This is a genomic window from Streptomyces sp. NPDC058812 (assembly GCF_042744565.1).
Lineage (GTDB): Bacteria > Actinomycetota > Actinomycetes > Streptomycetales > Streptomycetaceae > Streptomyces > Streptomyces thinghirensis.
Window position 1 is genome coordinate 1 of sequence record NZ_JBHYOB010000038.1, and the last position, 24,131, is coordinate 24,131.

The 24,131-nt window shown below is 70.5% G+C and carries 18 protein-coding genes; 6 read left to right on the top strand and 12 right to left on the bottom strand.

Annotation, left to right across the window (positions count from 1 at the left end; all coding sequences use genetic code 11):
• Nucleotides 1-103 precede the first annotated feature (103 nt).
• Entirely contained in the window at nt 104-1,057 is a 954-nt protein-coding gene (locus ACFW48_RS37640) for a heme o synthase (RefSeq protein WP_386323027.1), read from the bottom strand.
• 373 nt (nt 1,058-1,430) lie between these two features.
• Here ACFW48_RS37640 and tkt point away from each other — a divergent pair, with 373 nt between their 5' ends.
• From tkt to pgl, 5 genes are read left to right on the top strand one after another with little or no spacing between them, the layout of a single operon-like run.
• Entirely contained in the window at nt 1,431-3,518 is a 2,088-nt protein-coding gene (gene tkt / locus ACFW48_RS37645; RefSeq protein WP_386323029.1) for a transketolase, read from the top strand.
• A gap of 36 nt (nt 3,519-3,554) precedes the next feature.
• Nucleotides 3,555-4,673, top strand: a complete 1,119-nt coding sequence (gene tal, locus ACFW48_RS37650; protein ID WP_386323031.1) for a transaldolase — start codon at nt 3,555-3,557, stop codon at nt 4,671-4,673.
• A 4-nt stretch (nt 4,674-4,677) separates the two neighbouring features.
• On the top strand, nt 4,678-6,201 hold the full coding sequence (zwf, locus tag ACFW48_RS37655) for a glucose-6-phosphate dehydrogenase (protein ID WP_310873944.1): 1,524 nt from the start codon (nt 4,678-4,680) through the stop codon (nt 6,199-6,201).
• The gene (gene opcA, locus ACFW48_RS37660; RefSeq protein WP_386323033.1) at nt 6,198-7,262 is read left to right on the top strand and encodes a glucose-6-phosphate dehydrogenase assembly protein OpcA; all 1,065 of its coding nucleotides are present in this window, start codon (nt 6,198-6,200) and stop codon (nt 7,260-7,262) included. Before zwf ends, opcA begins: the two co-directional genes overlap by 4 nt.
• Nucleotides 7,259-8,041 (top strand): 6-phosphogluconolactonase, encoded by a 783-nt coding sequence (gene pgl / locus ACFW48_RS37665; protein WP_386323035.1) that lies wholly within the window; start codon nt 7,259-7,261, stop codon nt 8,039-8,041. Before opcA ends, pgl begins: the two co-directional genes overlap by 4 nt.
• A 171-nt stretch (nt 8,042-8,212) precedes the next feature.
• Here pgl and pgi read toward each other — a convergent pair whose 3' ends face one another.
• The 11 genes from pgi to uvrC form a co-directional block, all read right to left on the bottom strand.
• Entirely contained in the window at nt 8,213-9,889 is a 1,677-nt protein-coding gene (gene pgi / locus ACFW48_RS37670; RefSeq protein ID WP_386323037.1) for a glucose-6-phosphate isomerase, read from the bottom strand.
• A gap of 124 nt (nt 9,890-10,013) precedes the next feature.
• A complete protein-coding gene (locus tag ACFW48_RS37675) occupies nt 10,014-10,349 on the bottom strand; it encodes an RNA polymerase-binding protein RbpA (protein ID WP_003976875.1) in 336 nt (111 codons plus the stop codon).
• Nucleotides 10,350-10,565: 216 nt separating this feature from the next.
• A complete protein-coding gene (secG, locus tag ACFW48_RS37680) occupies nt 10,566-10,802 on the bottom strand; it encodes a preprotein translocase subunit SecG (protein ID WP_386282427.1) in 237 nt (78 codons plus the stop codon).
• A gap of 137 nt (nt 10,803-10,939) precedes the next feature.
• A complete protein-coding gene (gene tpiA, locus ACFW48_RS37685; RefSeq protein ID WP_386323041.1) occupies nt 10,940-11,716 on the bottom strand; it encodes a triose-phosphate isomerase in 777 nt (258 codons plus the stop codon).
• Nucleotides 11,717-11,721: 5 nt separating this feature from the next.
• Nucleotides 11,722-12,933, bottom strand: a complete 1,212-nt coding sequence (locus tag ACFW48_RS37690) for a phosphoglycerate kinase (RefSeq protein ID WP_386323043.1) — start codon at nt 12,931-12,933, stop codon at nt 11,722-11,724.
• A 175-nt stretch (nt 12,934-13,108) separates the two neighbouring features.
• Nucleotides 13,109-14,116, bottom strand: coding sequence for a type I glyceraldehyde-3-phosphate dehydrogenase (gene gap / locus ACFW48_RS37695; protein WP_386323045.1), 1,008 nt, complete (start codon nt 14,114-14,116; stop codon nt 13,109-13,111).
• Between the two features lie 227 nt (nt 14,117-14,343).
• The gene (locus ACFW48_RS37700; RefSeq protein WP_386323047.1) at nt 14,344-17,298 is read right to left on the bottom strand and encodes a M14 family zinc carboxypeptidase; all 2,955 of its coding nucleotides are present in this window, start codon (nt 17,296-17,298) and stop codon (nt 14,344-14,346) included.
• A gap of 191 nt (nt 17,299-17,489) precedes the next feature.
• Nucleotides 17,490-18,482 carry a DNA-binding protein WhiA gene (gene whiA, locus ACFW48_RS37705; RefSeq protein WP_122615079.1) on the bottom strand — a complete coding sequence of 331 codons (993 nt, stop codon included), beginning with the start codon at nt 18,480-18,482 and terminating at the stop codon, nt 17,490-17,492.
• Nucleotides 18,473-19,564, bottom strand: coding sequence for a uridine diphosphate-N-acetylglucosamine-binding protein YvcK (gene yvcK, locus ACFW48_RS37710; protein ID WP_386323049.1), 1,092 nt, complete (start codon nt 19,562-19,564; stop codon nt 18,473-18,475). The genes whiA and yvcK overlap by 10 nt, the downstream gene beginning before the upstream one ends.
• Entirely contained in the window at nt 19,561-20,577 is a 1,017-nt protein-coding gene (rapZ, locus tag ACFW48_RS37715) for an RNase adapter RapZ (RefSeq protein WP_386323051.1), read from the bottom strand. Before rapZ ends, yvcK begins: the two co-directional genes overlap by 4 nt.
• Complete coding sequence (gene uvrC, locus ACFW48_RS37720; protein WP_386323052.1) at nt 20,574-22,667, bottom strand: excinuclease ABC subunit UvrC; 2,094 nt, start codon at nt 22,665-22,667, stop codon at nt 20,574-20,576. The genes rapZ and uvrC overlap by 4 nt, the downstream gene beginning before the upstream one ends.
• 381 nt (nt 22,668-23,048) lie before the next feature.
• Between uvrC and ACFW48_RS37725 the strand changes: the two genes are divergently transcribed.
• A complete protein-coding gene (locus ACFW48_RS37725; RefSeq protein WP_386323054.1) occupies nt 23,049-23,999 on the top strand; it encodes a hypothetical protein in 951 nt (316 codons plus the stop codon).
• Nucleotides 24,000-24,131: the final 132 nt, after the last annotated feature.

Sequence of the window (24,131 nt, forward strand, 5' to 3'; positions counted from 1 at the left end):
GGGGGGTTTCCCCCCTCCCCCTGCACCATCCCGCGTTGATAAAAACCCGGCCCGGGGGGGGGGGGGGGCCCCCCCCCCCCCCCCCCCCCCGCTCCAGAGGTACTCAGCGCAGGAAGGGATCCACCGCGATCGCCAGGAACAGCACCGACACGTAGGTGATCGACCAGTGGAAGAGCCGCATCTCCTTGAGCTTGCCGCCCGTCGCCTCGGCCTTGGCACGGTTCTGCAGCCCGTGCGCCTCCCACAGCCACATACCGCCGGCCAGCAGGGCCACCGCCGTGTAGAACCAGCCGGTGTAGCCGAGCGGCGTCAGCAGCAGCGACACGACGACCATCACCCAGCTGTAGATGACGATCTGCCGGGCGACGACCTTGTTGGAGGCGATGACCGGGAGCATCGGCACGCCGACGCGCGCGTAGTCCTCCTTGACCTTCATGGACAGCGGCCAGTAGTGCGGCGGCGTCCAGAAGAACATCACCCCGAAGAGGATGATCGGCGCCCAGGACATCGAGTCGGTCACGGCCGACCAGCCGATGAGTACCGGCAGGCAGCCGGCGATGCCGCCCCAGACGATGTTCTGCGAGGTGCGGCGCTTGAGGATCATCGTGTAGACGACGACGTAGAAGAGGAGTGCGCCGAGCGAGAGCCAGGCCGACAGCCAGTTGACGGTGAGGCCGAACAGCAGCGTCGAGACGATGGCCAGGGTGATGCCGAAGACGAGGCATTCGGCCGGGCTGACCATGCCGGTCACCAGCGGCCGCTGCGAGGTCCGGTCCATCAGCGCGTCGATGTCGCGGTCGATGTACATGTTCAGCGCGTTGGCGCCGCCCGCGGACAGGTAACCGCCGACACAGGTCAGCAGCACCAGCTTCAGATCCGGAACACCCTGCTCGGCCAGGAACATCACCGGAACGGTGGTGATCAGCAGAAGCTCGATGATCCGCGGCTTGGTCAACGCCACGAACGCCTTGACACGGGCCCCGAACGGCCGGTGACTCGGGCTCTGGCTCGTCCCGATAACCCCCGCAGGACGGGATTCAACGGCCGTCACGCACACCCCTGACAGAGACTCCCAGCAAGCCCGACCGTGTGAAGTGGCGGTAAAGGCTCGCGCGTACCACGCCACTTTAGACGTTGCCCATACCTCGGCCTTCGCGGGGGTGGGGTCGTGTTGAAGGGGGTGCTCCGACGTGCGTTCGGGGAGTCGATTGAGCGGTCAGATGAGCGGCTCCGTATTCACTTGCCGAATGCGGTTTCGCCCAGTCGGCAGGCGGATCCAAGAGAGTCCCGGCAGTCTGGTTTCCAGCGGAAAAACGCACGTACTTACGGGGGTAGGCTCAACAACGGCCGGCCGACTCAGGACGCGCCGGCAGCCGGTGGGCGCCCACGTGCACCGGCATCCGACATGTGGAGAGGAGCCCTGACTCAGGGTGAGCACCAAGCCGACCACCACAGACCTCGAGTGGACCGAACTGGACCAGCGGGCCGTGGACACCGCCCGCGTCCTGGCCGCCGATGCCGTACAGAAGGTTGGCAACGGCCATCCGGGTACGGCGATGAGCCTGGCGCCCGCCGCCTACACCCTCTTCCAGAAGGTGATGCGGCACGACCCGGCCGACGCGAACTGGGTCGGACGCGACCGTTTCGTGCTGTCCGCCGGCCACTCGTCCCTGACCCTCTACACCCAGCTCTACCTGGCCGGCTTCGGCCTGGAGCTGGCGGACCTGGAGTCCTTCCGGACGTGGGGCTCCAAGACCCCGGGTCACCCCGAGTACGGCCACACCACGGGCGTGGAGACGACGACCGGCCCGCTCGGCCAGGGTGTCGCCAACGCGGTGGGCATGGCGATGGCCGCCCGCTACGAGCGCGGCCTGTTCGACCCGGAGGCCGCCGAGGGCGAGTCCCCGTTCGACCACTTCATCTACTGCATCGCCGGTGACGGCTGCCTCCAGGAGGGCATCTCCGCCGAGGCCTCCTCCCTCGCGGGCCACCAGAAGCTCGGCAACCTGGTCCTGCTGTGGGACGACAACCACATCTCGATCGAGGGCGACACCGAGACCGCCGTCTCCGAGGACACCTGCAAGCGCTACGAGGCGTACGGCTGGCACGTGCAGCGCGTCGCCCCGAAGCCGGACGGCGACCTGGACCCGAACGCGCTCTACGACGCGATCGAGGCGGCGAAGCAGGTCACCGACCGGCCGTCCTTCATCGCCATGCGCTCGATCATCGCCTGGCCCGCCCCGAACGCCCAGAACACCGAGGCCGCGCACGGCTCGGCGCTCGGCGACGACGAGGTCGCCGCGACCAAGCGGGTCCTGGGCTTCGACCCGGAGAAGTCCTTCGAGGTCTCCGACGAGGTCATCGGCCACACCCGGCAGGCGCTGGAGCGGGGCCAGGCGGCCCGTGCCGTGTGGGAGAAGTCCTTCCAGCAGTGGCGGGACAACAACCCCGAGCGCGCCGCCGAGTACGAGCGGGTCGCCAAGGGCGAGCTGCCGGGGGGCTGGGAGGAGAAGATCCCGGTCTTCGAGACGGGCAAGGGTGTCGCCACCCGCGCCGCGTCCGGCAAGGTGCTCCAGGCGCTCGGCGCGATCGTCCCCGAGCTGTGGGGCGGCTCCGCCGACCTGGCCGGCTCGAACAACACGACGATCGACAAGACGTCCTCCTTCCTCCCGGCGGACAACCCGCTGCCCGAGGCGGACCCGTACGGCCGCACGATTCACTTCGGCATCCGCGAGCACGCGATGGCCGCCGAGATGAACGGCATCGCGCTGCACGGCAACACCCGCATCTACGGCGGAACGTTCCTGGTCTTCTCCGACTACATGCGCAACGCCGTGCGACTGTCGGCGCTGATGCACCTGCCGGTGACGTACGTGTGGACGCACGACTCCATCGGTCTGGGCGAGGACGGCCCGACCCACCAGCCCGTCGAGCACCTCGCCTCGCTGCGCGCCATCCCGGGTCTGAACGTGGTCCGCCCGGCGGACGCCAACGAGACGGCCATCGCCTGGCGCGAGATCCTGCGCCGCTGGACGAAGGAGTTCGGCAAGGGCCAGCCGCACGGTCTGGCGCTGACCCGCCAGGGTGTGCCGACGTACGAGCCCAACGAGGACGCGGCCAAGGGCGGCTACGTGCTGTTCGAGGCGGACGGCGGCGAGGCCGAGGTCGTCCTCATCGCCACCGGTTCCGAGGTGCACGTCGCCGTGGAGGCGCGCGAGCAGCTCCAGGCCGACGGTGTGCCGACCCGCGTGGTGTCCATGCCGTCCGTCGAGTGGTTCGAGCAGCAGGACCAGGGGTACCGGGACAGCGTCCTGCCCCCGTCCGTGAGGGCCCGCGTCGCGGTCGAGGCCGGGATCGGTCTCACCTGGCACAAGTACGTCGGGGACGCCGGCCGCATCGTTTCCCTGGAGCACTTCGGTGCTTCGGCGGACGGCAAGGTGCTCTTCCGCGAGTTCGGCTTCACTGCCGAGAACGTGGCCGCCGCTGCCCGGGAATCGCTGACCGCAGCTCAGCGCTGACGCTCGTACACACGACACGTAGGAGATGCATTTTCCATGACAGACGCACTCAAGCGCCTCTCCGATGAAGGCGTCGCGATCTGGCTGGACGACCTGTCGCGCAAGCGGATCACGTCCGGCAACCTCGCCGAGCTGATCGACCAGCAGCACGTCGTGGGCGTCACCACCAACCCGTCGATCTTCCAGAAGGCGATCTCGCAGGGCGACGGCTACGACCAGCAGCTCTCCGACCTCGCCTTCCGCAAGGTCACGGTCGAAGAGGCCATCCGCATGATCACCACGGCGGACGTCCGCGACGCCGCCGACATCCTGCGCCCCGTCTTCGACGCCACCGGCGGCAAGGACGGCCGGGTCTCCATCGAGGTCGACCCGCGCCTCGCGCACAACACCAAGGCGACGGTCGCCGAGGCCAAGCAGCTCGCCTGGCTGGTGGACCGGCCCAACACGCTGATCAAGATCCCGGCGACCGAGGCCGGTATCCCGGCCATCGCCGAGACGATCGGCCTGGGCATCAGCGTCAACGTCACGCTGATCTTCTCGCTGGAGCGCTACCGCCTGGTCATGGACGCCTTCCTGACCGGCCTGGAGAAGGCCAAGGAGCGCGGCCTGGACCTGTCGCAGATCCACTCGGTGGCGTCCTTCTTCGTGTCCCGCGTGGACACCGAGATCGACAAGCGGATCGACGCGCTCGGCACCGACGAGGCCAAGGCGCTGCGCGGCAAGGCCGCCGTCGCCAACGCCCGTCTCGCCTACCAGGCGTACGAGGAGGTCTTCTCCTCCGACCGCTGGAACGCCCTGGAGAAGGCCGGCGCCAACAAGCAGCGTCCGCTGTGGGCGTCGACCGGCGTGAAGGACAAGGCGTACAGCGACACGATGTACGTCACCGACCTGGTCGCGCCCAACACGGTCAACACCATGCCGGAGGCCACTCTGGAGGCCACCGAGGACCACGGCGAGATCACCGGCAACACCGTCGCCGGCACCTACGAGCAGGCCCGCGCCGACCTCGACGCGGTCGAGAAGCTCGGGATCGGCTACGACGAGGTGGTCCAGCTGCTGGAGAAGGAGGGCGTCGACAAGTTCGAGGACTCCTGGACCGACCTGCTGAAGTCGACCGAGGCGGAGCTGAAGCGCCTCGCCCCCTCGGAGGGCTAAGACATTGTCAAGCAGCAACCCGCTGCGTGACCCCGCAGACCGACGGCTCCCGCGTATCGCGGGGCCGTCGGGTCTGGTCATTTTCGGCGTCACCGGCGACCTCTCCCGCAAGAAGCTCATGCCCGCCGTGTACGACCTCGCCAACCGGGGTCTGCTGCCGCCGGGCTTCTCGCTCGTCGGTTTCGCCCGCCGCGACTGGGAACACGAGGACTTCGCCCAGGTCGTGCATGACGCCGTCAAGGAACACTCGCGAACCCCCTTCCGTGAGGAGGTCTGGCAGCAGCTCAGCCAGGGCATGCGCTTCGTCCAGGGCACCTTCGACGACGACGAGGCGTTCGAGCGGCTGCGCGGCACCATCGACGAGCTGGACAAGGCGCAGGGCACGGGCGGCAACTTCGCCTTCTACCTGTCGGTGCCGCCGAAGTCCTTCCCGGTGGTCATCCAGCAGCTGAAGAAGCACCAGCTGGCCGACCAGTCGAGCGGCTCCTGGCGCCGCGCGGTGATCGAGAAGCCGTTCGGGCACGACCTGAAGTCGGCCGAGGAACTCAACGCGATCGTCCACGAGGTCTTCGCCCCGGACCAGGTCTTCCGCATCGACCACTACCTGGGCAAGGAGACCGTCCAGAACATCCTGGCGCTCCGCTTCGCCAACACGATGTTCGAGCCGATCTGGAACCGGTCCTACGTCGACCACATCCAGATCACGATGGCCGAGGACATCGGCATCGGCGGCCGGGCCGGCTACTACGACGGCATCGGCGCCGCCCGCGACGTCATCCAGAACCACCTCCTCCAACTGCTCGCGCTGACCGCGATGGAGGAGCCGGCCTCCTTCGACGCGGACGCGCTGGCCGCCGAGAAGACCAAGGTGCTCGGCGCGGTCCGGCTCCCCAAGGACCTGGGCCGGGACACCGTGCACGCCCAGTACGCGGCGGGCTGGCAGGGCGGCGCGAAGGCCGTCGGCTACCTCGAAGAGGACGGCATCGACCCGAAGTCGAAGACCGACACCTACGCCGCGATCAAGGTCGGCATCGACAACCGCCGCTGGGCGGGCGTCCCCTTCTACCTGCGCACCGGCAAGCGACTCGGCCGCCGGGTCACCGAGATCGCGGTCGTCTTCCAGCGCGCGCCGCACTCCCCCTTCGACTCCACGGCCACCGAGGAACTGGGCTCGAACGCGATCGTCGTCCGCGTCCAGCCCGACGAGGGCGTCACCGTCCGCTTCGGCTCCAAGGTGCCGGGCACATCGATGGAGATCCGGGACGTGTCCATGGACTTCGCGTACGGCGAGTCCTTCACGGAGTCGAGCCCGGAGGCGTACGAGCGCCTCATCCTGGACGTCCTCCTGGGCGACGCCAACCTCTTCCCGCGCACCGAGGAGGTCGAGCTGTCCTGGAAGATCCTCGACCCGATCGAGCAGTACTGGGACGAGCACGGCGCTCCGGCCCAGTACCCGGCCGGCACCTGGGGACCCGTCGAGGCGGACCACATGCTCGAACGAGACGGACGGAGCTGGCGCCGCCCATGAAGACAGACCTCACGGACACCACGGCCAGCAAGATCAACAAGGCGCTGGTGCTGGGGCGCCGGGCGATCGGCACCCCGGCCATCGGCATGGTGCTCACCCTGGTCATCGTCACCGACGAGGAGAACGCCTACGACGCGCTGAAGGCCGCGAGCGACGCCGCGCACGAGCACCCCTCGCGCACGCTCGTCGTCATCAAGCGCGTCTCGCGTTCGCCCCGGGACCGTACGAAGTCCCGGCTGGACGCGGAGGTACGCCTCGGCGCCGACGCGGGCACCGGCGAGACGATCGTGCTGCGCCTGTACGGCGACGTCGTCGACCACGCCCAGTCGGTGGTCCTGCCGCTGCTGCTGCCGGACGCTCCGGTCGTGGTGTGGTGGCCGGTGAACGCGCCGCTGGACCCGGCCGGGGACCCGCTGGGCGCGCTGGCCCAGCGCCGGGTCACCGACACCTACGCCTGCGAGGAGCCGGTACGGGAGCTGGCCGCCCGCGCCGACGCCTACGCGCCGGGCGACACCGACCTGTCCTGGACCCGCATCACGCCGTGGCGCTCGATGCTCGCGGCGGCCCTGGACCAGGTCGACTGCCGGGTGCAGGCGGTCGAGGTGGAGGGCGAGGAGTACAACCCGAGCTGCGAGCTGCTCGCGATGTGGCTCGCGGACCGGCTGGACGTGCCGGTGAAGCGCACCGCTTCCAACGGACCGGGTCTGACGGCGGTCCGGATGGACACCGACTGCGGCCCGGTCGTGCTGGACCGGGCCGACGGCTCGTTGGCGAACCTGTCCATCCAGGGCCAGCCGGCCCGCGCGGTGGCGCTCAAGCGCCGCGAGACGGCCGAGCTGATCGCGGAGGAGCTGCGCCGCCTGGACCCGGACGACACGTACGCCTCGGCGCTGCGGTACGGGGTGGACCGGCTGAACGCGCCGGACGCGCCGGGCAAAGGGGACTCCGGTGAGGGCGGCGGGGCCGTCGCGGTCGCCGCTCCCGTCGAGACGGCTGCGAAAGCTCCCGCGAAGGACGCGGCGCAGGAGAAGACACCGGTGAAGAAGGCGGCGGCGAAGTGAGCACTCCCCAGCTGGTCGTGCACCGTGACAAGGAGCTGATGGCCGAGGCCGCGGCGGCACGGCTGATCACGAAGATCGTGGACGCGCAGGCCTCCCGGGGCAGCGCGTCCGTGGTCCTGACCGGCGGCCGCAACGGCAACGGCCTGCTGGCCGCGATCGCCGGGTCTCCGGCCCGGGACGCCGTCGACTGGGCCCGCCTGGACCTGTGGTGGGGCGACGAGCGCTTCCTCCCGGAGGGCGACCCGGAGCGCAACGTCACCCAGGCCCGCGAGGCGCTGCTCGACTCGGTGCCGCTGGACCCGAAGCGGGTGCACGCGATGGCGGCGTCGGACGGGCCGCACGGCTCGGACGTGGAGGCCGCGGCGGCGGCGTACGCGCAGGAGCTGGCCGAGGCGTCCGTCCCCGAGAACCACGCGGCCGTGCCGTCCTTCGACGTCCTGCTGCTGGGCGTGGGCCCGGACACGCACGTGGCGTCGCTCTTCCCGGAGCATCCGGGCGTACGGGAGACCGAGCGCACGGTGATCGGCGTCCACGGCTCCCCCAAGCCGCCGCCCACCCGTATCTCCCTGACCCTGCCGGCCATCCGCACGGCTCGTGAGGTGTGGCTGCTCGCGGCGGGCGAGGACAAGGCGAACGCGGTCGCGATGGCCCTGTCGGGCGCGGGCGAGATCCAGGCCCCGGCGGCCGGGGCGCAGGGCCGCGCCCGCACGCTGTGGCTCCTGGACACGGCGGCGGCGGCGCGGCTGCCGAGGTCGCTGTATCCGCCGGCGTCGGCGTAACCGGGCATCGTCTGACGCCCCCGACCGTGTGTTCTCTCGCGCACGGTCGGGGGCGTTGTCCGCCCGGGTGGAGGATGCCTGGACGAGGGTCCTGCGACGGGTGCTGACATCGCGGACGCCCTCAGTGCGGTGGCCTGACCGGTCTGGCCCGGCCACCGCACTGGGCGGGGCTCACCGCCGGCCGCGCAGCTCCCGGTAGGCGGCGACCAGTGCCTTGGTGGAGGCGTCCAGGCCGGGGGCCGAGCCCGCCGCGGCAGCGGCTGATGAAAACGTCTCGGTGAGGGCGGGTTCGACGCGCTTGGCGAGCGCCTTGCCGAGTTCGACGCCCCACTGGTCGAAGGAGTCGATGTTCCACACCGCGCCCTGGACGAACACCTTGTGCTCGTAGAGGGCGACGAGCTGGCCGAGTACCGACGGGGTCAGCTCGCGGGCGAGGATCGTGGTCGTCGGGTGGTTGCCCCGGAACGTCTTGTGCGGGACCAGTTCCTCCGGCACGCCCTCGGCCCGCACCTCGTCCGGCGTCTTGCCGAAGGCGAGCGCCTGGGTCTGCGCGAAGAAGTTCGCCATCAGCAGGTCGTGCTGGGCCTTCAGCTCGTCGCTCAGCTCGGCCACCGGCTCGGCGAAGCCGATGAAGTCCGCCGGGATGAGCTTGGTGCCCTGGTGGATGAGCTGGTAGTAGGCGTGCTGTCCGTTGGTGCCGGGCGTGCCCCAGACGACCGGGCCGGTCTGCCAGTCCACTTCGCGTCCGTCCCGGTCGACGGACTTGCCGTTGGACTCCATGTCGAGCTGCTGGAGGTACGCGGTGAACTTCGACAGGTAGTGGGAGTACGGCAGTACCGCGTGCGACTGGGCGTCGTGGAAGTTGCCGTACCAGATGCCCAACAGGCCCATGAGCAGGGGGACGTTGGCCTCGGCGGGGGCGGTGCGGAAGTGTTCGTCGACGAGGTGGAAGCCGTCGAGCATCTCGCGGAAGCGGTCCGGGCCGATGGCGATCATCAGGGAGAGGCCGATCGCCGAGTCGTACGAGTAGCGTCCGCCGACCCAGTCCCAGAACTCGAACATGTTGGCCGTGTCGATGCCGAAGTCGGCGACCTTCTCGGCGTTGGTCGACAGGGCGACGAAGTGCTTGGCGACGGCCTTCTCGTCACCGAGCGCGTTCAGCAGCCAGGTCCGGGCGGAGGTGGCGTTGGTGACCGTCTCGATGGTGGTGAAGGTCTTGGAGGCGATGACGAACAGCGTCTCGGCCGGGTCCAGGTCGCGGGTGGCCTCGTGCAGGTCGGCGCCGTCGACGTTGGAGACGAAACGGACCGTCAGCTCGCGGTCGGTGAAGGCTCGCAGCACCTCGTAGGCCATGGCGGGGCCGAGGTCGGAGCCGCCGATGCCGACGTTGACGACGTTCCTGATGCGCTTGCCGGTGTGGCCCTTCCACTCCCCGGAGCGGACGCGGTCGGCGAAGTCGGCCATCCTGTCGAGCACGGCGTGCACCTTCGGGACGACGTTCTCGCCGTCGACCTCGATGACCGCGTCCCGCGGGGCGCGCAGCGCGGTGTGCAGCACCGCCCGGTCCTCGGTGGTGTTGATCTTCTCGCCGCGGAACATGGCGTCGCGCAGCCCGAACACGTCGGTGGCGGCGGCCAGCTCGCGCAGCAGCCGCAGGGTCTCGTCGGTGACGAGGTGCTTGGAGTGGTCGACGTACAGGTCTCCCACCCGGAGCGTGAGGCCGGTGCCGCGACCGGGGTCGGCGGCGAACAGCTCTCGCAGCCGCACCTCGCCGAGCTCCTCGCGGTGCTTGGCCAGCGCGGTCCATTCGGGCGTCTGGTTGAGCCTGGTACGGCCGTCTGCGTTCATGTCGGACTTCAGCCTTCTTCCTTCGGTGTCCCAGCTGTCCCGGCGTTCCAACCTAATTGATCAGCCCGCGGGAGGACTGGCCGAAGGAGCCGGGAAGGCCGAAGGAGCCTGACGGGAGGCCGGTCTAGATCTCGCCCCGCAGTTTGGCGAGCGCCTCGGCGAGAATCGCCTCACCGTCCGCGTCGCTGCGACGCTCGCGCACGTAGGCGAGATGGGTCTTGTAGGGCTCGGTGCGCGGCGGGTCCGGCGGATTGTCCCGGTCCTGTCCGGCGGGGAAGCCGCATCGCGGGCAGTCCCAGGTCTCGGGGACCTGTGCGTCGCTCGCGAAGCTCGGCTGCGTCTCGTGTCCGTTGGAGCACCAGAAGGAGATGCGCAGGCGCGGCGCGGACTCGCCACGCTCGGCCTCGCCCATCGGCCCCGCCCCGACCCGGCTTCCCCGGATCGCGTTGCCACTTGCCACGGTCGTAACTCCCTGCGTGATGGTGCCGCAAAGCGAGTCGGCGTTCGCTTCGCTGCGAGCGCCTCAGTCTACGTAAGGCCCAACGCGCGTCCAGTGGTTGGAGTTACAAGCCCAAGCGCCCAGACGCAAGCCCCATGATAGGCGGCGCCGTGGGGCGCGTACCGAACATGGGGCTTTACGTACTCAAGTGCGGGGTGTGTCAGTTGTTCAAGTTGTTCAGTTGTTCGCCTTCATCAGCAGGCCGAGCACCATGATGCACGCGAACCACAGCAGACCGACCACCACGGTGATCCGGTCGAGGTTGCGCTCGGCGACCGAGGAGCCGCCGACGGACGACTGCATGCCGCCACCGAACATGTCGGAGAGGCCGCCGCCCTTCCCCTTGTGCATCAGCACCAGCAGCATCAGCAGCAGGCTGAAGACGATCAGGGTGATCGAGAACCCCAAAACCACGGCTGGACCAACTTCCTCGGATTCGGATGAACGACGGGGGCACGGTGACAGCAGGCCACCATGCCCCCGCAAGGGTACGACGTATCGCCGCCGACGCATACTCACCGGTCGACCTACTGATCGACCTGGCGGGCCGGCTACTGGTCGCGGAAGCGGACGATCTTGACGAACTCGTCCGAGTCCAGCGAGGCACCGCCGACCAGGGCGCCGTCGATGTCGGCCTGCGACATGATCTCGGCGACGTTGCCGGACTTGACCGAGCCGCCGTACTGGATGCGGACCTTGTCGGCCAGCTCCTGCGAGTACAGCTCGGCGAGCTTGCCGCGGATGGCCGCGCAGACCTCCTGGGCGTCCTCGGCGCCGCAGACCTTGCCGGTGCCGATGGCCCACACGGGCTCGTAGGCGATCACGATCGTCTCGGCCTGCTCGGCCGGGAGGTCCCCCAGGCCGCCCTCGACCTGGGCGAGGGTGTGGGCGACGTGGTTGCCCGCCTCGCGGACCTCCAGCTCCTCGCCGACGCACATGATCGGGGTCAGGCCGTGCTTGTAGGCGGCCTTGACCTTGGCGTTCACTAGCTCGTCGGTCTCGGCGTGGTACTGGCGGCGCTCGGAGTGGCCGATCGCGACGTAGGTGCAGCGCAGCTTGGCCAGCATCGGGCCGGAGATCTCGCCGGTGTAGGCGCCGCCGTCGTGGGCGGAGATGTCCTGGGCGCCGTACTTGATCTTGAGCTTGTCGTGCTCGACCAGGGTCTGCACCGAGCGCAGGTCGGTGAAGGGGACGAGGACGGCGACCTCGACGGCGTCGTAGTCCTTGTCCGCGAGGGCGAAGGCGAGCTTCTGGACGTGGGCGATGGCCTCGAGGTGGTTGAGGTTCATCTTCCAGTTGCCCGCCATCAGCGGCGTGCGGGTGGTCATTGAGGTCAGTCCTCCAGTGCGGCGAGGCCGGGGAGCGTCTTGCCCTCGAGGTATTCGAGGGAGGCGCCGCCGCCGGTCGAGATGTGGCCGAATGCGTTCTCGTCGAAGCCGAGCGTACGGACGGCCGCGGCGGAGTCGCCACCGCCGACCACGGTGAAGCCCGGGGCGTCGAGGAGGGCCTGGGCGACCGCCTTGGTGCCCTCCGCGTAGTCGGGGTGCTCGAAGACGCCCATGGGGCCGTTCCAGAAGACGGTGGCCGCGTCGGCGAGCTTCGAGGCGTACAGCTTGCGGGTCTCGGGACCGATGTCCAGACCCTCCTGGTCGGCCGGGATGGCGTCCGCGGCGACGGTGGCGGGGTTGGCCGGGGCCTTGGTCTTCAGGTCCGGGAACTCGGACGCGACCAGGACGTCGACGGGGAGGACCAGCTCGACGCCGTTCTTCTCCGCGCGCTCCATGTACTCCTTGACGGCCGGGATCTGGTCCTCCTGGAGGAGGGAGATGCCGACCTCGTGGCCCTGGGCCTTGAGGAAGGTGTACGCCATGCCGCCGCCGATGAGGAGCCGGTCGGCCTTGCCGAGCAGCTGGTCGATGACGGCGAGCTTGTCGGAGACCTTGGCGCCGCCGAGGGCGACGACGTACGGGCGCTGGACGTCGTCGGTGAGCTTCTTCAGGACGCCGACCTCGGTGGCGATGAGGTAGCCGGCGTAGTGCGGCAGGCGCTTGGGGAGGTCGAAGACCGAGGCGTGCCCCCGGTGCACCGCGCCGAAGCCGTCTCCGACGTAGACGTCCGCGAGGCCGGCCAGCTTGTCGGCGAAGGCGGCGCGCTCGGTGTCGTCCTTGCTGGTCTCCCCGGCGTTGAAGCGCAGGTTCTCGATGACGGCGACCCGGCCGTCGGCGAGGCCGGCCACCGTGGACTCGGCGGCGGTGCCGACCGTGTCCTCGGCGAAGGCGACGTCGGCGCCGAGCAGCTCACCGAGGCGGGCGGCGGCCGGGGCGAGGGAGAAGGCCGGGTCCGGGGCGCCCTTGGGGCGGCCCAGGTGCGAGGCGACGATCACGCGCGCGCCCGCGTCGGCCAGGGCCTTGACGGTGGGCACCACGGCGCGGATACGGCCGTCGTCGGTGATGGTGGTGCCGTCCAGCGGCACATTGAGGTCGGCGCGGACGAAGACGCGCTTGCCCGCGACGCCTTCGGAGAGCAGTTCGTCGATCGTCTTCAAGAGGGCTCCTGGGTTCTCGTGATCGCTCGTGATCCTACGAGGGCTGGTCGCTGCGGACGCGACGCAGGGCTCGGTGCAGCGCGGCCTTGCGGACGCGACGCAGGGCTCGGGCAGCGCGGCCTTGCGCTGCCCGAGCCCTGCTACCGCATCGAGGTGCCTGCTGAGTCCGAGTCGATCAGAGCTGGTTGCCGACGAAGACCGTGAGGTCGACGAGGCGGTTGGAGTAGCCCCACTCGTTGTCGTACCAGCCGATGACCTTCACGTTCTTGCCGTCCTGGACCATGGTCAGGGACGAGTCGAAGGTGCAGGACGCCGGGGCGTTGACGATGTCCGAGGAGACGATCGCGTCCTCGGTGTACTCCAGGATGCCCTTGAGCTCGCCCTCGGCGGCCTTCTGGAAGGCGGCGTTGACCTCTTCCTTGGTGACCTCGCGGCCGAGCTCCAGGACCAGGTCGGTGACCGAGCCGGTCGGGACCGGGACGCGCATGGCCATGCCGTCCAGCTTGCCCTTGAGCTGCGGGAGGACCAGCGCGGTGGCCTTGGCGGCACCCGTGGTGGTCGGGATGATGTTCTCCGCGGCGGCACGGGCGCGACGCAGGTCCTTGTGCGGGAAGTCCAGGATGCGCTGGTCGTTCGTGTACGCGTGCACCGTCGTCATCAGGCCCTTGACGATGCCGAAGTTCTCGTCGAGGACCTTGGCCATCGGCGCCACGCAGTTGGTGGTGCAGGAGGCGTTGGAGATGACGTGGTGGTTCGCCGGGTCGTACGTGTCCTGGTTGACGCCCATCACGATGGTGACGTCCTCGTCCTTGGCCGGGGCCGAGATGAGGACCTTCTTCGCGCCGCCCGCGATGTGCTTCTCGGCGTCGGCCTTCTTCGTGAAGATGCCGGTCGACTCGATGACGATGTCGACACCCAGCTCACCCCACGGGATGTCCGCGGGGTTGCGCTCGGCGAGGACCTTGATGGTCTTGTCGCCGACGGTGATGGTGTCCTCGGTGTGCGAGACCTCCTGCTTGAGGCGGCCGAGGATGGTGTCGTACTTCAGCAGATGGGCGGTGGTCGCGGTGTCACCCAGGTCGTTGACAGCCACGATCTCGATGTCTGCACCCTGCTCCAGCAGCGCGCGGAAGTAGTTACGACCGATGCGGCCAAAGCCGTTGATGCCTACGCGGATCGTCACGAACCGATCTCCTCGTTGGTACGCCGGCCCGATGTGCCGGCGAGCTGTATTTGGGATGTCCCCGACCACCTCCGACCCTACCTCTCCAGGGCCTCGGGGGTGACATCGAGACGCCCCATACCCGGCAGGACGGTCCGTACCCGCCAGTAGGGGTACGGACCGCCCCGGGTCACGGGGACCGATCACCCGATTTCGCTACACCGAGTCAGTCCCCCGCGCCGCGGATTTCACTCATCCAGGGCACGCAGCGCCTGCCGGACCAGGGCCGCCCGGGCGGCCGGCTCGGTGAGGTGCTCCAGGCCGAAGCCCAGCAGGACCGTGTCGTCCGTGGTGACCGCGCCGTACGTCTGGAACAGGGTTCCGGTGCGGCCCCAGTCCTTCAGGACGGCGGGGCTGCCCGCGGGCGGCCCGGAGACCTGCCAGGCGCCGAGCGCCGTCTCGAAGCCCTCGGTCTCGGTCGCCGCACCGCCGACGACCAGCGAGGCCTCGTCGGCGAGGACGCCGCGTCCGCCGCTGCCGGGGTCGGTGACGTAGGCGATCGACACCTCGACGGACTTCCCGGCGTAGGCGCTCAGGTCGAACTCGACCTGCCGCCAGCCCCCGGAGGAGCCGGTGAGGCTGTTCCACTGCCCGGTGGTGCCGGTCGCGGTGCAGCCGTCGTCGGACAGGGTCAGGTAGTGCTCCAGCCAGGGGTGCTCGCCCATGTAGAACCCGGCCGCGCACTCCGCCGGTACGGCCGTGCCGGTGGCGCCGCCCGCCTCGGGGAGCGTGGTCCAGTCGTCGGCGCCGGTGGTGTGCGCCTCGACCAGGGCGTGGTCGTAGCCGCGCTCGGTGTCCCACAGCAGCTGGGTGCGGAGCGTGGGCCGGTCGGCGGCGGTGACACCGGTGAGGTCGACGGTGCGGGTGAGCCGCTTGTAGGCGTCGTCGGTGTGGACGGCGGCGGCCATCCACTCGCCCGCGTAGGGCCCGTACGGGTTGACCGTGCCGGCGAACTTCCCCGCGCCCGCGCTCGCGAACTGCGGGTAGGTGCCGACGGGCAGCTGGTCCGAGGTCACGCTGTAGGTTCCGGCGGTGTCCAGCGGGTTGCCGGGGGCGTCGCCGAGCGTGCCGGTGGCTCCGGCGAGCTTGCCGGAGCCGGTGAATCCGGTGGCCCCGGGGGTCGAGGTGCGGGTGTAGGCGCCCAGGTAGTACTGGCTGAAGTCGTTGGACATGGTGCCGCCGCCGAGGTCGACGCTGCCGCCGGCCCGCTCGCCCGCCTCGATCAGCCTGCCGCCCTCGTTGAGGAAGGCACGGAGCTGGAGCTGGGTGGCGTTGCCGGGCACCGCGGCGCCGGTGTGGTGGACGACGGTGTGGAAGTGGCCGAGGACGCCGAGCGCGTCGGGCGCGCCCTGTGTGGCGACGTCCCAGACGGCCGCCCGCCGGCCATTGGCCTTCAGTGCGTCGACGTACTTCTGGGTCTGCGTGGCCTTCGCGCCCTCCTCGGCGACGACGAGGACGTCCGCGCGGGGCCGCTCGGCGATCGTGTACGTGAAGTGCGCGCTCTCGGTCCGCTTGCCGCGCTTCGTCTCGCCGGCGAACCAGACCTCGACCCGGTCACCACGGTCGCCGTCCTTGACCTTGGCCCGGTACTCGTCGAAGTAGAGGTTGTCCTCGCCGCCGTACGTCTCGCCGCCCCGCCAGGGCCGCAGCTTCATGTCGTGGACGCGTCCGCCGTTGACGCGGTACTTCAGCTCCTTGTCGCGCACCGACTTGCGTGCGACGACGGAGACCTCCTGGTCGGCGCCGCGCGAGTAGGAGGTGGTGAAGGGGGCCGGGGTGAAGTCGGCGGCCTCCAGGCCGACCGCGGAGGACGGCCGGTCGGGGTGGGCGGCGGTCTCGGCGACGGAGAGCGCGAAGGGGATGTTCTTCGCGAACTCCTGCTGGATCAGTTTCTCGTCGTCGGGGAAGTTGAAGCCCGACTGGCAGTCGCCCGCGTTCCACTCGTCGTCGGGGTCCTGCTCGGAGATGGTCTGGCAGGTCGACATCTCCGGGGTGAACATCGCCACGCCGTTGACGTTGGCCGCGTGGCCGTCCGCCTCGCCGTTGGTGGTGTAAAGCTCCGAGGAGACCTGCGGGTGGTAGCCGGGGACCGCGGGGTTGTCCGGCGTGCCGGCGAGCGCCTTGTAGAGGACGTCGTCCGGGGTGTTCGTGGCCACCTGCCAGCCGACCCCGTAGAGGATCAGCTCGGCCGCGGAGTGGTAGTTGATGCCGTACGTGAACCCGATCCGCTTCTGGAAGGCGTCCAGGGCCTTGGTCTCGGGCTCGGAGTTCGGGCCGGCGCCCCGGTAGGTCTGGCTGGTGGGGTTGGGGGACGAGCCCTCGTCGTCGTAGCCCCACTTGTAGGCGAAGTTGCGGTTGAGGTCGACGCCGTCGCCGGTGCCGATGGCGCCGTCACCGTTGTTGTCGCGCAGGTTCTTGCGCCACAGGCGGTTGTCGGTGTCCTCGAACGTGTAGTCGTAGCCGTCTGGGTTGGCCGACAGGAGGAACCACAGTTCGGTGGAGTCGACCAGCTTCTTGATCCGCCGGTCCTTGTCGTACTTGTCCAGGTAGTGGTGCATCAGCCGCCGGGTCATCTCCGGGGTGATCCACTCTCGCGCGTGCTGGTTGGACATGTAGAGGACGGAGGGCTTGGAGCCGTCCTTCGACTTCTTCGCGTTCTTGGTGAGCTTGAGCGCGAGGATGTCCTGGCCGTTCACCGACTTGCCGATGGAGACGACCTTGGTGAGGCGGGGGTTGTCCTGCGCGGTACGCAGGATCTCCTCCTTGAGGCCGCCGCTGCCGCTGTACGGGCGGAAGACGCCCTCGGCGGCGTCCTCGACGCGCTTCTCGGCACGGGAGGAGAGGGTGTGCTCCTTGAGGTCGACGCCCTGTTTCTCCAGCTTCCCGGCCTGCTGGTCGGTGAGGTAGACCTCGACGGTGGCCGTCCCCTTGGCGGGGACCCGCTCACTGAGTTCGTGGCCGTCCTGGCCGGCGGCCAGCAGCAGGGGTACCTGCTCCTGGGTCACGTCCGCGCGGAAGACCTTCACCTCGTCGGCGTCCGCGGTCGCGGGGCCTGCGGGTTGTGCCTGTGCGATGGGCGCGAAGCTCGCTCCGCCGATCAGGAGCGCGCCGACGGCGAGGATCGATCTCGCTCTTCGTCTCATGAACCCCCCTAGATGGGGCCTGTCCAACAGGCCTGCGTTCGCCACAGCAGCGAACAGATGCCAGGCTCATGACAGCTCATGATCGAGTCAAGAGCGCGGCAAGGACACGCGAAAGCCGGTGCCGGTCACCCAAGCGGGCGCCCGCACCGGCTCGTTGACGGCCCGTGCGCGGCGGGCCGACGCGCGTTCGGTCAGCCGACCAGATTGTCGGCCAGCTCCTCCTCGCCGAGGTTGGCGTCCGTGCCGGGGATGCCGAGGTCCGAGGCCCGCTTGTCGGCCATGGCCAGCAGGCGGCGGATGCGGCCGGCGACGGCGTCCTTGGTCAGCGGCGGGTCGGCGAGGGCGCCCAGCTCCTCCAGGGAGGCCTGCTTGTGCTCCATGCGGAGCCGGCCCGCGGCGGCGAGGTGCTCGGGCACGTCGTCGGCGAGGATCTCCAGGGCGCGCTGGACCCGGGCTCCGGCGGCGACGGCCGCGCGGGCGGAGCGGCGCAGATTGGCGTCGTCGAAGTTGGCGAGGCGGTTGGCGGTGGCGCGGACCTCGCGCCGCAGCCGCCGCTCCTCCCAGGCCAGCACCGAGTCGTGGGCGCCGAGCCGGGTGAGCAGGGCGCCGATCGCGTCGCCGTCGCGGACCACGACCCGGTCCACGCCGCGCACCTCGCGGGCCTTGGCGGGGATCGACAGTCGGCGGGCGGCGCCGACCAGCGCGAGCGCGGCCTCGGGGCCCGGGCAGGTCACCTCCAGGGAGGAGGAGCGGCCGGGCTCGGTGAGCGAGCCGTGCGCCAGGAACGCTCCGCGCCAGGCGGCCTCGGCGTCGCAGGTGGCCCCCGAGACCACCTGCGGCGGCAGGCCCCGGATCGGGCGGCCCCGGCCGTCCACCAGACCGGTCTGGCGGGCCAGCTGGTCACCGCCCGCGACCACCCGAACGACGTAACGCGAGCCGCGGCGCAGTCCGCCCGGCGCCATCACGATCAGCTCCGAGCTGTGCCCGAAGATCTCCAGGATGTCCTGCTTCAGCCGACGGGCCGCCCTCGCGGTGTCCAGCTCGGCCTCGATCACGATGCGCCCGCTCACCAGGTGAAGGCCGCCGGCGAACCGCAGAATGGCGGAGACCTCCGCCTTTCTGCAGCAGGTCCGGGTGACGGGGAGCCGGGAGATCTCATCCTTCACCGCTGCCGTCATCGCCATGGGCCGATCCTTCCATGCATCCGAAAAATACGGTCGTACGCGGCGGCCAGCAGCTCCGGGTCGTGCCTCGGGGTCCCGTCGGTCCGGGCGACCGGAGCCAGTTCGACAGCGGCGCCGAACCGTTTCGCGGCGTCGGTGAGCGAGTCACGGTCGGGCACGGCGGCCTCGTCGGCCAGCACCACGTCCAGGGCGAGTTTAGGGGCGTGTCGTCCCAAAACCTCCAAATGACGCTGCGGTGAGAAGCCCTCGGTTTCTCCGGGTTGCGGAGCGAGGTTCAGGGAGAGCACCCGGCGGGCCTTCGTCTCGACGAGCGCGTCCAGCAGATCGGGCACGAGCAGGTGCGGGATGACCGAGGAGAACCAGGAGCCGGGCCCCAGCACCACCCAGTCCGCGTCCAGGACGGCGTCGACCGCCTCGGGGACGGCGGGCGGGTCGTTCGGCACCAGGTGCACGGACTGCACCTCGCCGGGCGTGAGCGCCACGGTCGCCTGCCCGCGCACGGTGTCCACCTCGTCGGGCCGGTCCGGGTCGTGCCCCCTGACCAGGGCCTGGAGCTCCAGCGGCACGGCGGACATGGGCAGCACGCGCCCGTGCGCGCCGAGCAGCTTGCCGACCAGGTCCAGCGCCTGGACGTGGTCGCCCAGCTGCTCCCACAGGGCGACGATCAGCAGATTGCCGACCGCGTGCTCGTGCAGGTCGCCCTGGGACTGGAAGCGGTGCTGGATGACGCGGGCCCAGGTCTGGCCCCAGTCGTCGTCGCCGCACAGCGCGGCCAGCGCCTTGCGCAGGTCGCCGGGCGGCAGGACGCCCAGCTCGTCACGGAGGCGCCCGCTGGAGCCACCGTCGTCGGCCACGGTGACGACGGCGGTGAGGTCGCCGGTGATCCGGCGCAGTGCGGCGAGCGAGGCGGACAGGCCCATGCCGCCGCCGAGGGCGACGACCTTGGGCTGGGCGCCCCGGCGGCGCGGCTTGCCGCCGCGCGCCTGTTCGGGCCGGGCGGCGCGGGCTTCGGCGGGCCTGCCGCCGCGCCCCTCGGGCACCACCCGGCGCAGCCTGCTCAGCCGCGGAGTACGTCGTGTCATTCCCGTCCCATGTCCCGGTGGACGACCACCGTCTCCACGCCCTCGGCGACGAGCCGGGCGGCGAGCTTCTCTGACATGGCCACGGACCGGTGCTTGCCGCCGGTGCAGCCGACGGCGACGGTCACATAGCGCTTGCCCTCCCGACGGTAGCCCGCGGCGATCATCTGGAGCAGCTCGGTGTAGCGGTCGAGGAACTCCTTGGCCCCGGGCTGGTTGAGGACGTACGAGGACACCTCCTCGTTCAGGCCGGTGAACGGGCGCAGCTCCGGCACCCAGTGCGGGTTGGGCAGGAAGCGCATGTCCACGACCAGGTCGGCGTCGACCGGGAGGCCGTACTTGAAGCCGAAGGACATGACGGTGGCCCGCAGCTCGGGCTCCTCGTCGCCGGCGAACTGGGCGTCCATCTTGGCGCGCAGCTCGTGCACGTTGAGGCTGGAGGTGTCGATCACCAGGTCGGCGTCGCCGCGCAGCTCGCGCAGCAGTTCCCGCTCGGCGGCGATGCCGTCGACGATGCGGCCGTCGCCCTGGAGGGGGTGCGGGCGGCGCACCGACTCGAAGCGGCGCACCAGCGCCTCGTCGGAGGACTCCAGGAAGACGATCCGGCGGGTGACGCCGCGGGAGTCGAGGTCCGCGAGGGATTCGCGCAGATTGTCGAAGAAGCGCCGGCCGCGGACGTCGACGACGACCGCGATCCGTGCCACGTTGCCCTGGGAGCGGGCGCCGAGCTCCACCATGGTGGGGATCAGCGCGGGCGGGAGGTTGTCGACGACGAACCAGCCCAGGTCCTCCAGACACTTGGCGGCCGTCGAGCGGCCGGCTCCGGACATGCCGGAGATGATCACCAGCTCGGGGATGGCCGCCTCGTGCGCCCCGGCTGTTTCCTTGCCCGTACTCACCTGTGCTCCGTCGTCCTGGCGCTGTTCGGCAGCGGCCGTCTGCGGGCCCGCCTCCTCGCCGGTCGTGCCGTGGGCCTGTTCTCGCCCCACTGTGGGCTGTGCCTCGTGCTCGGTCATCTCTCCTGCCCCCGTCGTTCGTCCGGGGTGCCCGCGGTCACGGGCTCCCCCGGGGCATCCGCCGTCGTCTCGGGTGCCCCGTCCTCGTCATCCATGATCTCTCCGGTCGCCGTGTTCACGGCGGGCGCGGCCGGGGTGGCCCGGGCGAGGGCCACGGCCACGGTCTCGGCCGTCTTGCGGCCTATGCCGGGCACCTCGCAGATCTGGTCGATCGTCGCCGACCGCAGCTTCTTCACCGAACCGAAGTGCTTGATCAACGCCTGCTTGCGGGTCTCCCCGAGGCCCGGCACGTCGTCCAGCGGACTGGAGCGGAAACGCTTGGCGCGCTTGGCCCGCTGGTAGGTGATCGCGAAGCGGTGCGCCTCGTCGCGGACCCGCTGCAGCAGGTACAGGCCCTCGCTGGTGCGGGGCAGGACGACCGGGTCGTCCTCGCGGGGCAGCCAGACCTCCTCCAGGCGCTTGGCGAGTCCGCAGACGGCGATGTCGTCGATGCCGAGCTCGTCCAGGGCCCGCTGGGCCGCCGCGACCTGCGGCTGCCCGCCGTCGACGACGACGAGCTGAGGCGGGTAGGCGAAGCGCTTGGGGCGGCCGTCGTCGTCCTTCAGGGCCGGGCCGTCCGTGAGCTGCTCGTCGCCGCCCGCCTCCGTCCCGTCGGCGGCGTCCTCTCCGTCCGCCCACTCGCCGGTCTTCTCCTTCTCGGCGAGGTAGCGGCGGAAGCGGCGGGTGATGACCTCGTGCATGGAACGGACGTCGTCCTGTCCGGCGAAGCCCTTGATCTGGAACCGGCGGTACTCGCTCTTGCGGGCCAGCCCGTCCTCGAAGACGACCATGGAGGCCACGACGTCGTCGCCCTGGAGGTGCGAGATGTCGTAGCACTCGATCCGGAGCGGGGCGCTGTCCAGGTCGAGGGCGTCGGCGATCTCCTCCAGCGCGCGTGAGCGCGTCGTCAGGTCGGAGGCGCGCTTGGTCTTGTGCAGGACGAGCGCCTGCTGGGCGTTGCGCTGGACGGTCTCCATCAGCGCCTTCTTGTCCCCGCGCTGCGGGATCCGAAGCGACACGCCCGACCCTCGGCGCTCCGTCAGCCACTGCTGGACCGGCTCCACCGGGTCGGGCAGGGCGGGGACCAGGACCTCCTTGGGGACCGCGTCCCCGGTCTCCTCGCCGTACAGCTGCTGGAGGGCGTGCTCGACGAGGGCACCGGTGGTGATCTCCTCCACCTTGTCCGTGACCCAGCCGCGCTGGCCGCGCACGCGTCCGCCGCGCACGTGGAAGATCTGGACGGCCGCCTCCAGCTCGTCCTCGGCGACCGCGATCAGGTCGGCGTCGGTCGCGTCGGCGAGCACGACCGCGCTCTTCTCCATGGCCTTCTTCAAGGCCCCGATGTCGTCGCGCAGGCGCGCCGCCCGCTCGTACTCCATCTCGTCGGCCGCCTCGGCCATCTGCCGCTCCAGGCGGCGCAGGTAGGTGCCGGTGCGGCCGGCCATGAAGTCGCAGAACTCGTCGGCCAGGTCCCAGTGGTCGTCCGGGGAGATGCGCTCGACGCAGGGCGCCGAGCACTTGCCGATGTAGCCGAGCAGACAGGGGCGGCCGGTCCGGGAGGCGTTCTTGAAGACGCCGGCGGAGCAGGTGCGCACCGGGAAGACGCGCAGCAGGAGGTCGACCGTGTCGCGGATCGCCCAGGCGTGTCCGTACGGCCCGAAATACCGCACGCCCTTCTTCTTGTGGCCGCGCATCACCTGCACGCGCGGGAACTCCTCGTTCATCGTCACCGCGAGGTAGGGGTAGCTCTTGTCGTCGCGGTACTTCACGTTGAACCGGGGGTCGTACTCCTTGATCCAGGAGTACTCCAGCTGCAGCGCCTCGACCTCCGTGGACACCACCGTCCACTCCACGGACGCGGCCGTGGTGACCATGGTGCGGGTGCGGGGGTGGAGGTTCGCCAGGTCCTGGAAGTAGTTCGCCAGGCGCTGGCGCAGGCTCTTCGCCTTTCCGACGTAGATCACCCTGCGGTGCTCGTCACGGAACCTGTACACCCCCGGGGAGTCCGGGATCTCACCCGGCCTGGGGCGGTAGCTGGAGGGGTCGGCCATGACTCACACCCTACTGGCGGGGACCGACACTCCGGCGGGGCTGTGGACGACGGGCCGGGGCCCTGTGGACGACCGGAGGAGGGGCCGGGGGGAGACGGTCCGGGTCCGTTCGGTCACGCCGAGTGCCCTTGGGGCGGCGAGCCGGTGTGTTCTCGGCCAGGAGCGCGTCGCGGTCGGGCGTCAGGTGTTGTCGGGGCTTGGTCAACACGCTTCAATGCGGGGGGACTCGGGGCCCTGGAGCGCGGCGTACGGACATGTGAAGACCCTCTGTGCCGCAACGGGGGCGGCGGCCCCGACCCATCCCTCCTCGACGGATCCTCTCGACGGATCCGCGTCGAACGGTCTGACCAGCCGTTGTGGACTTCACAGAAAGGCCCCTGCATGCCGCACGCCACTCAGCACGCGGACGCCGCCACCGCGGAACTCGACTCGGCCCTGCGCGGCGGCCCCTTCCACGTCGCGCTGCGCGCCGCGATCGCCGCTCGCGGGCTGCCGCTGCAGCGTGTGCAGCACCATCTGTCGCGCCACGGGGTGAGAGTGGGCGTCACGAGTCTGAGCTACTGGCAGCAGGGCGCCCGGCGGCCGCAGCGCCCGGAGTCGCTGCGGGCCGTGCGGGCGCTGGAGGAGATACTCCAGCTGCCCGAGGAGTCACTGATACGCCTGCTCGCCGAGGCCGACGAGGACACCTCGGCCAAGCGGCCCGCGGCCCGTTCCTACCGCTCCTACGTGGAGGCGTCGGGCGTACTCGACCGCCTGCTGGCCGAGCTGGATCATCCGCCGTCGGACGGCGGGGTGTACATCCTCGGGCACCACGAACTGATCCGGGTCGGGCCCCGCCGCGAGCTCGCGGGCCGCGAGTCGCACCACATCGTCCGCGCCCACCGCGACGGCGTCGACCGTTTCGTCGCCGTCCACCAGGGCGACCCGGGATGCGCTCCCGCGCGGATGACCGTCCACGCGCTGGAGAACTGCCGTACGGGACGCGTCCGCACCCACCACGAGACCGGGGTGCTCGTCACCGAGTTGCTCTTCGACACGCGTCTGCGGGCCGGGGACACCCACCTCTTCCGCTACGGCGTGGAGGACGGCACGGCGGGGGCCTCGCGCGAGTACGTCCGCGGGTTCGGTTCGGCGAGCGGGCAGTACGCGCTCCAGGTGCGGTTCGACGCCGCGGCCCTGCCGGTGCGCTGCCACCGGTTCACGCAGCACTCGCCGGCGGCACCGCGCGGCGGCCGGCAGGAACTGGCCCTCAGCGGGCGGCACCGCTCGGTGCATCTCGTGGAGCCCCGGGTGCGGTCGGGGATGCTGGGGATCGGGTGGGACTGGGAGTGAGCGGGGGGGCTGAGGGGCAGCGGGCGGGGTCGGGGGTGAGCGGGCGAGGCCGGGGGTGAGCGGGCCAGGTCGGGGGTGAGCGGGCGAGGCCGGGGGTGAGCGGGCGAGGCCGGGGGTGAGCGGGCGAGGCCG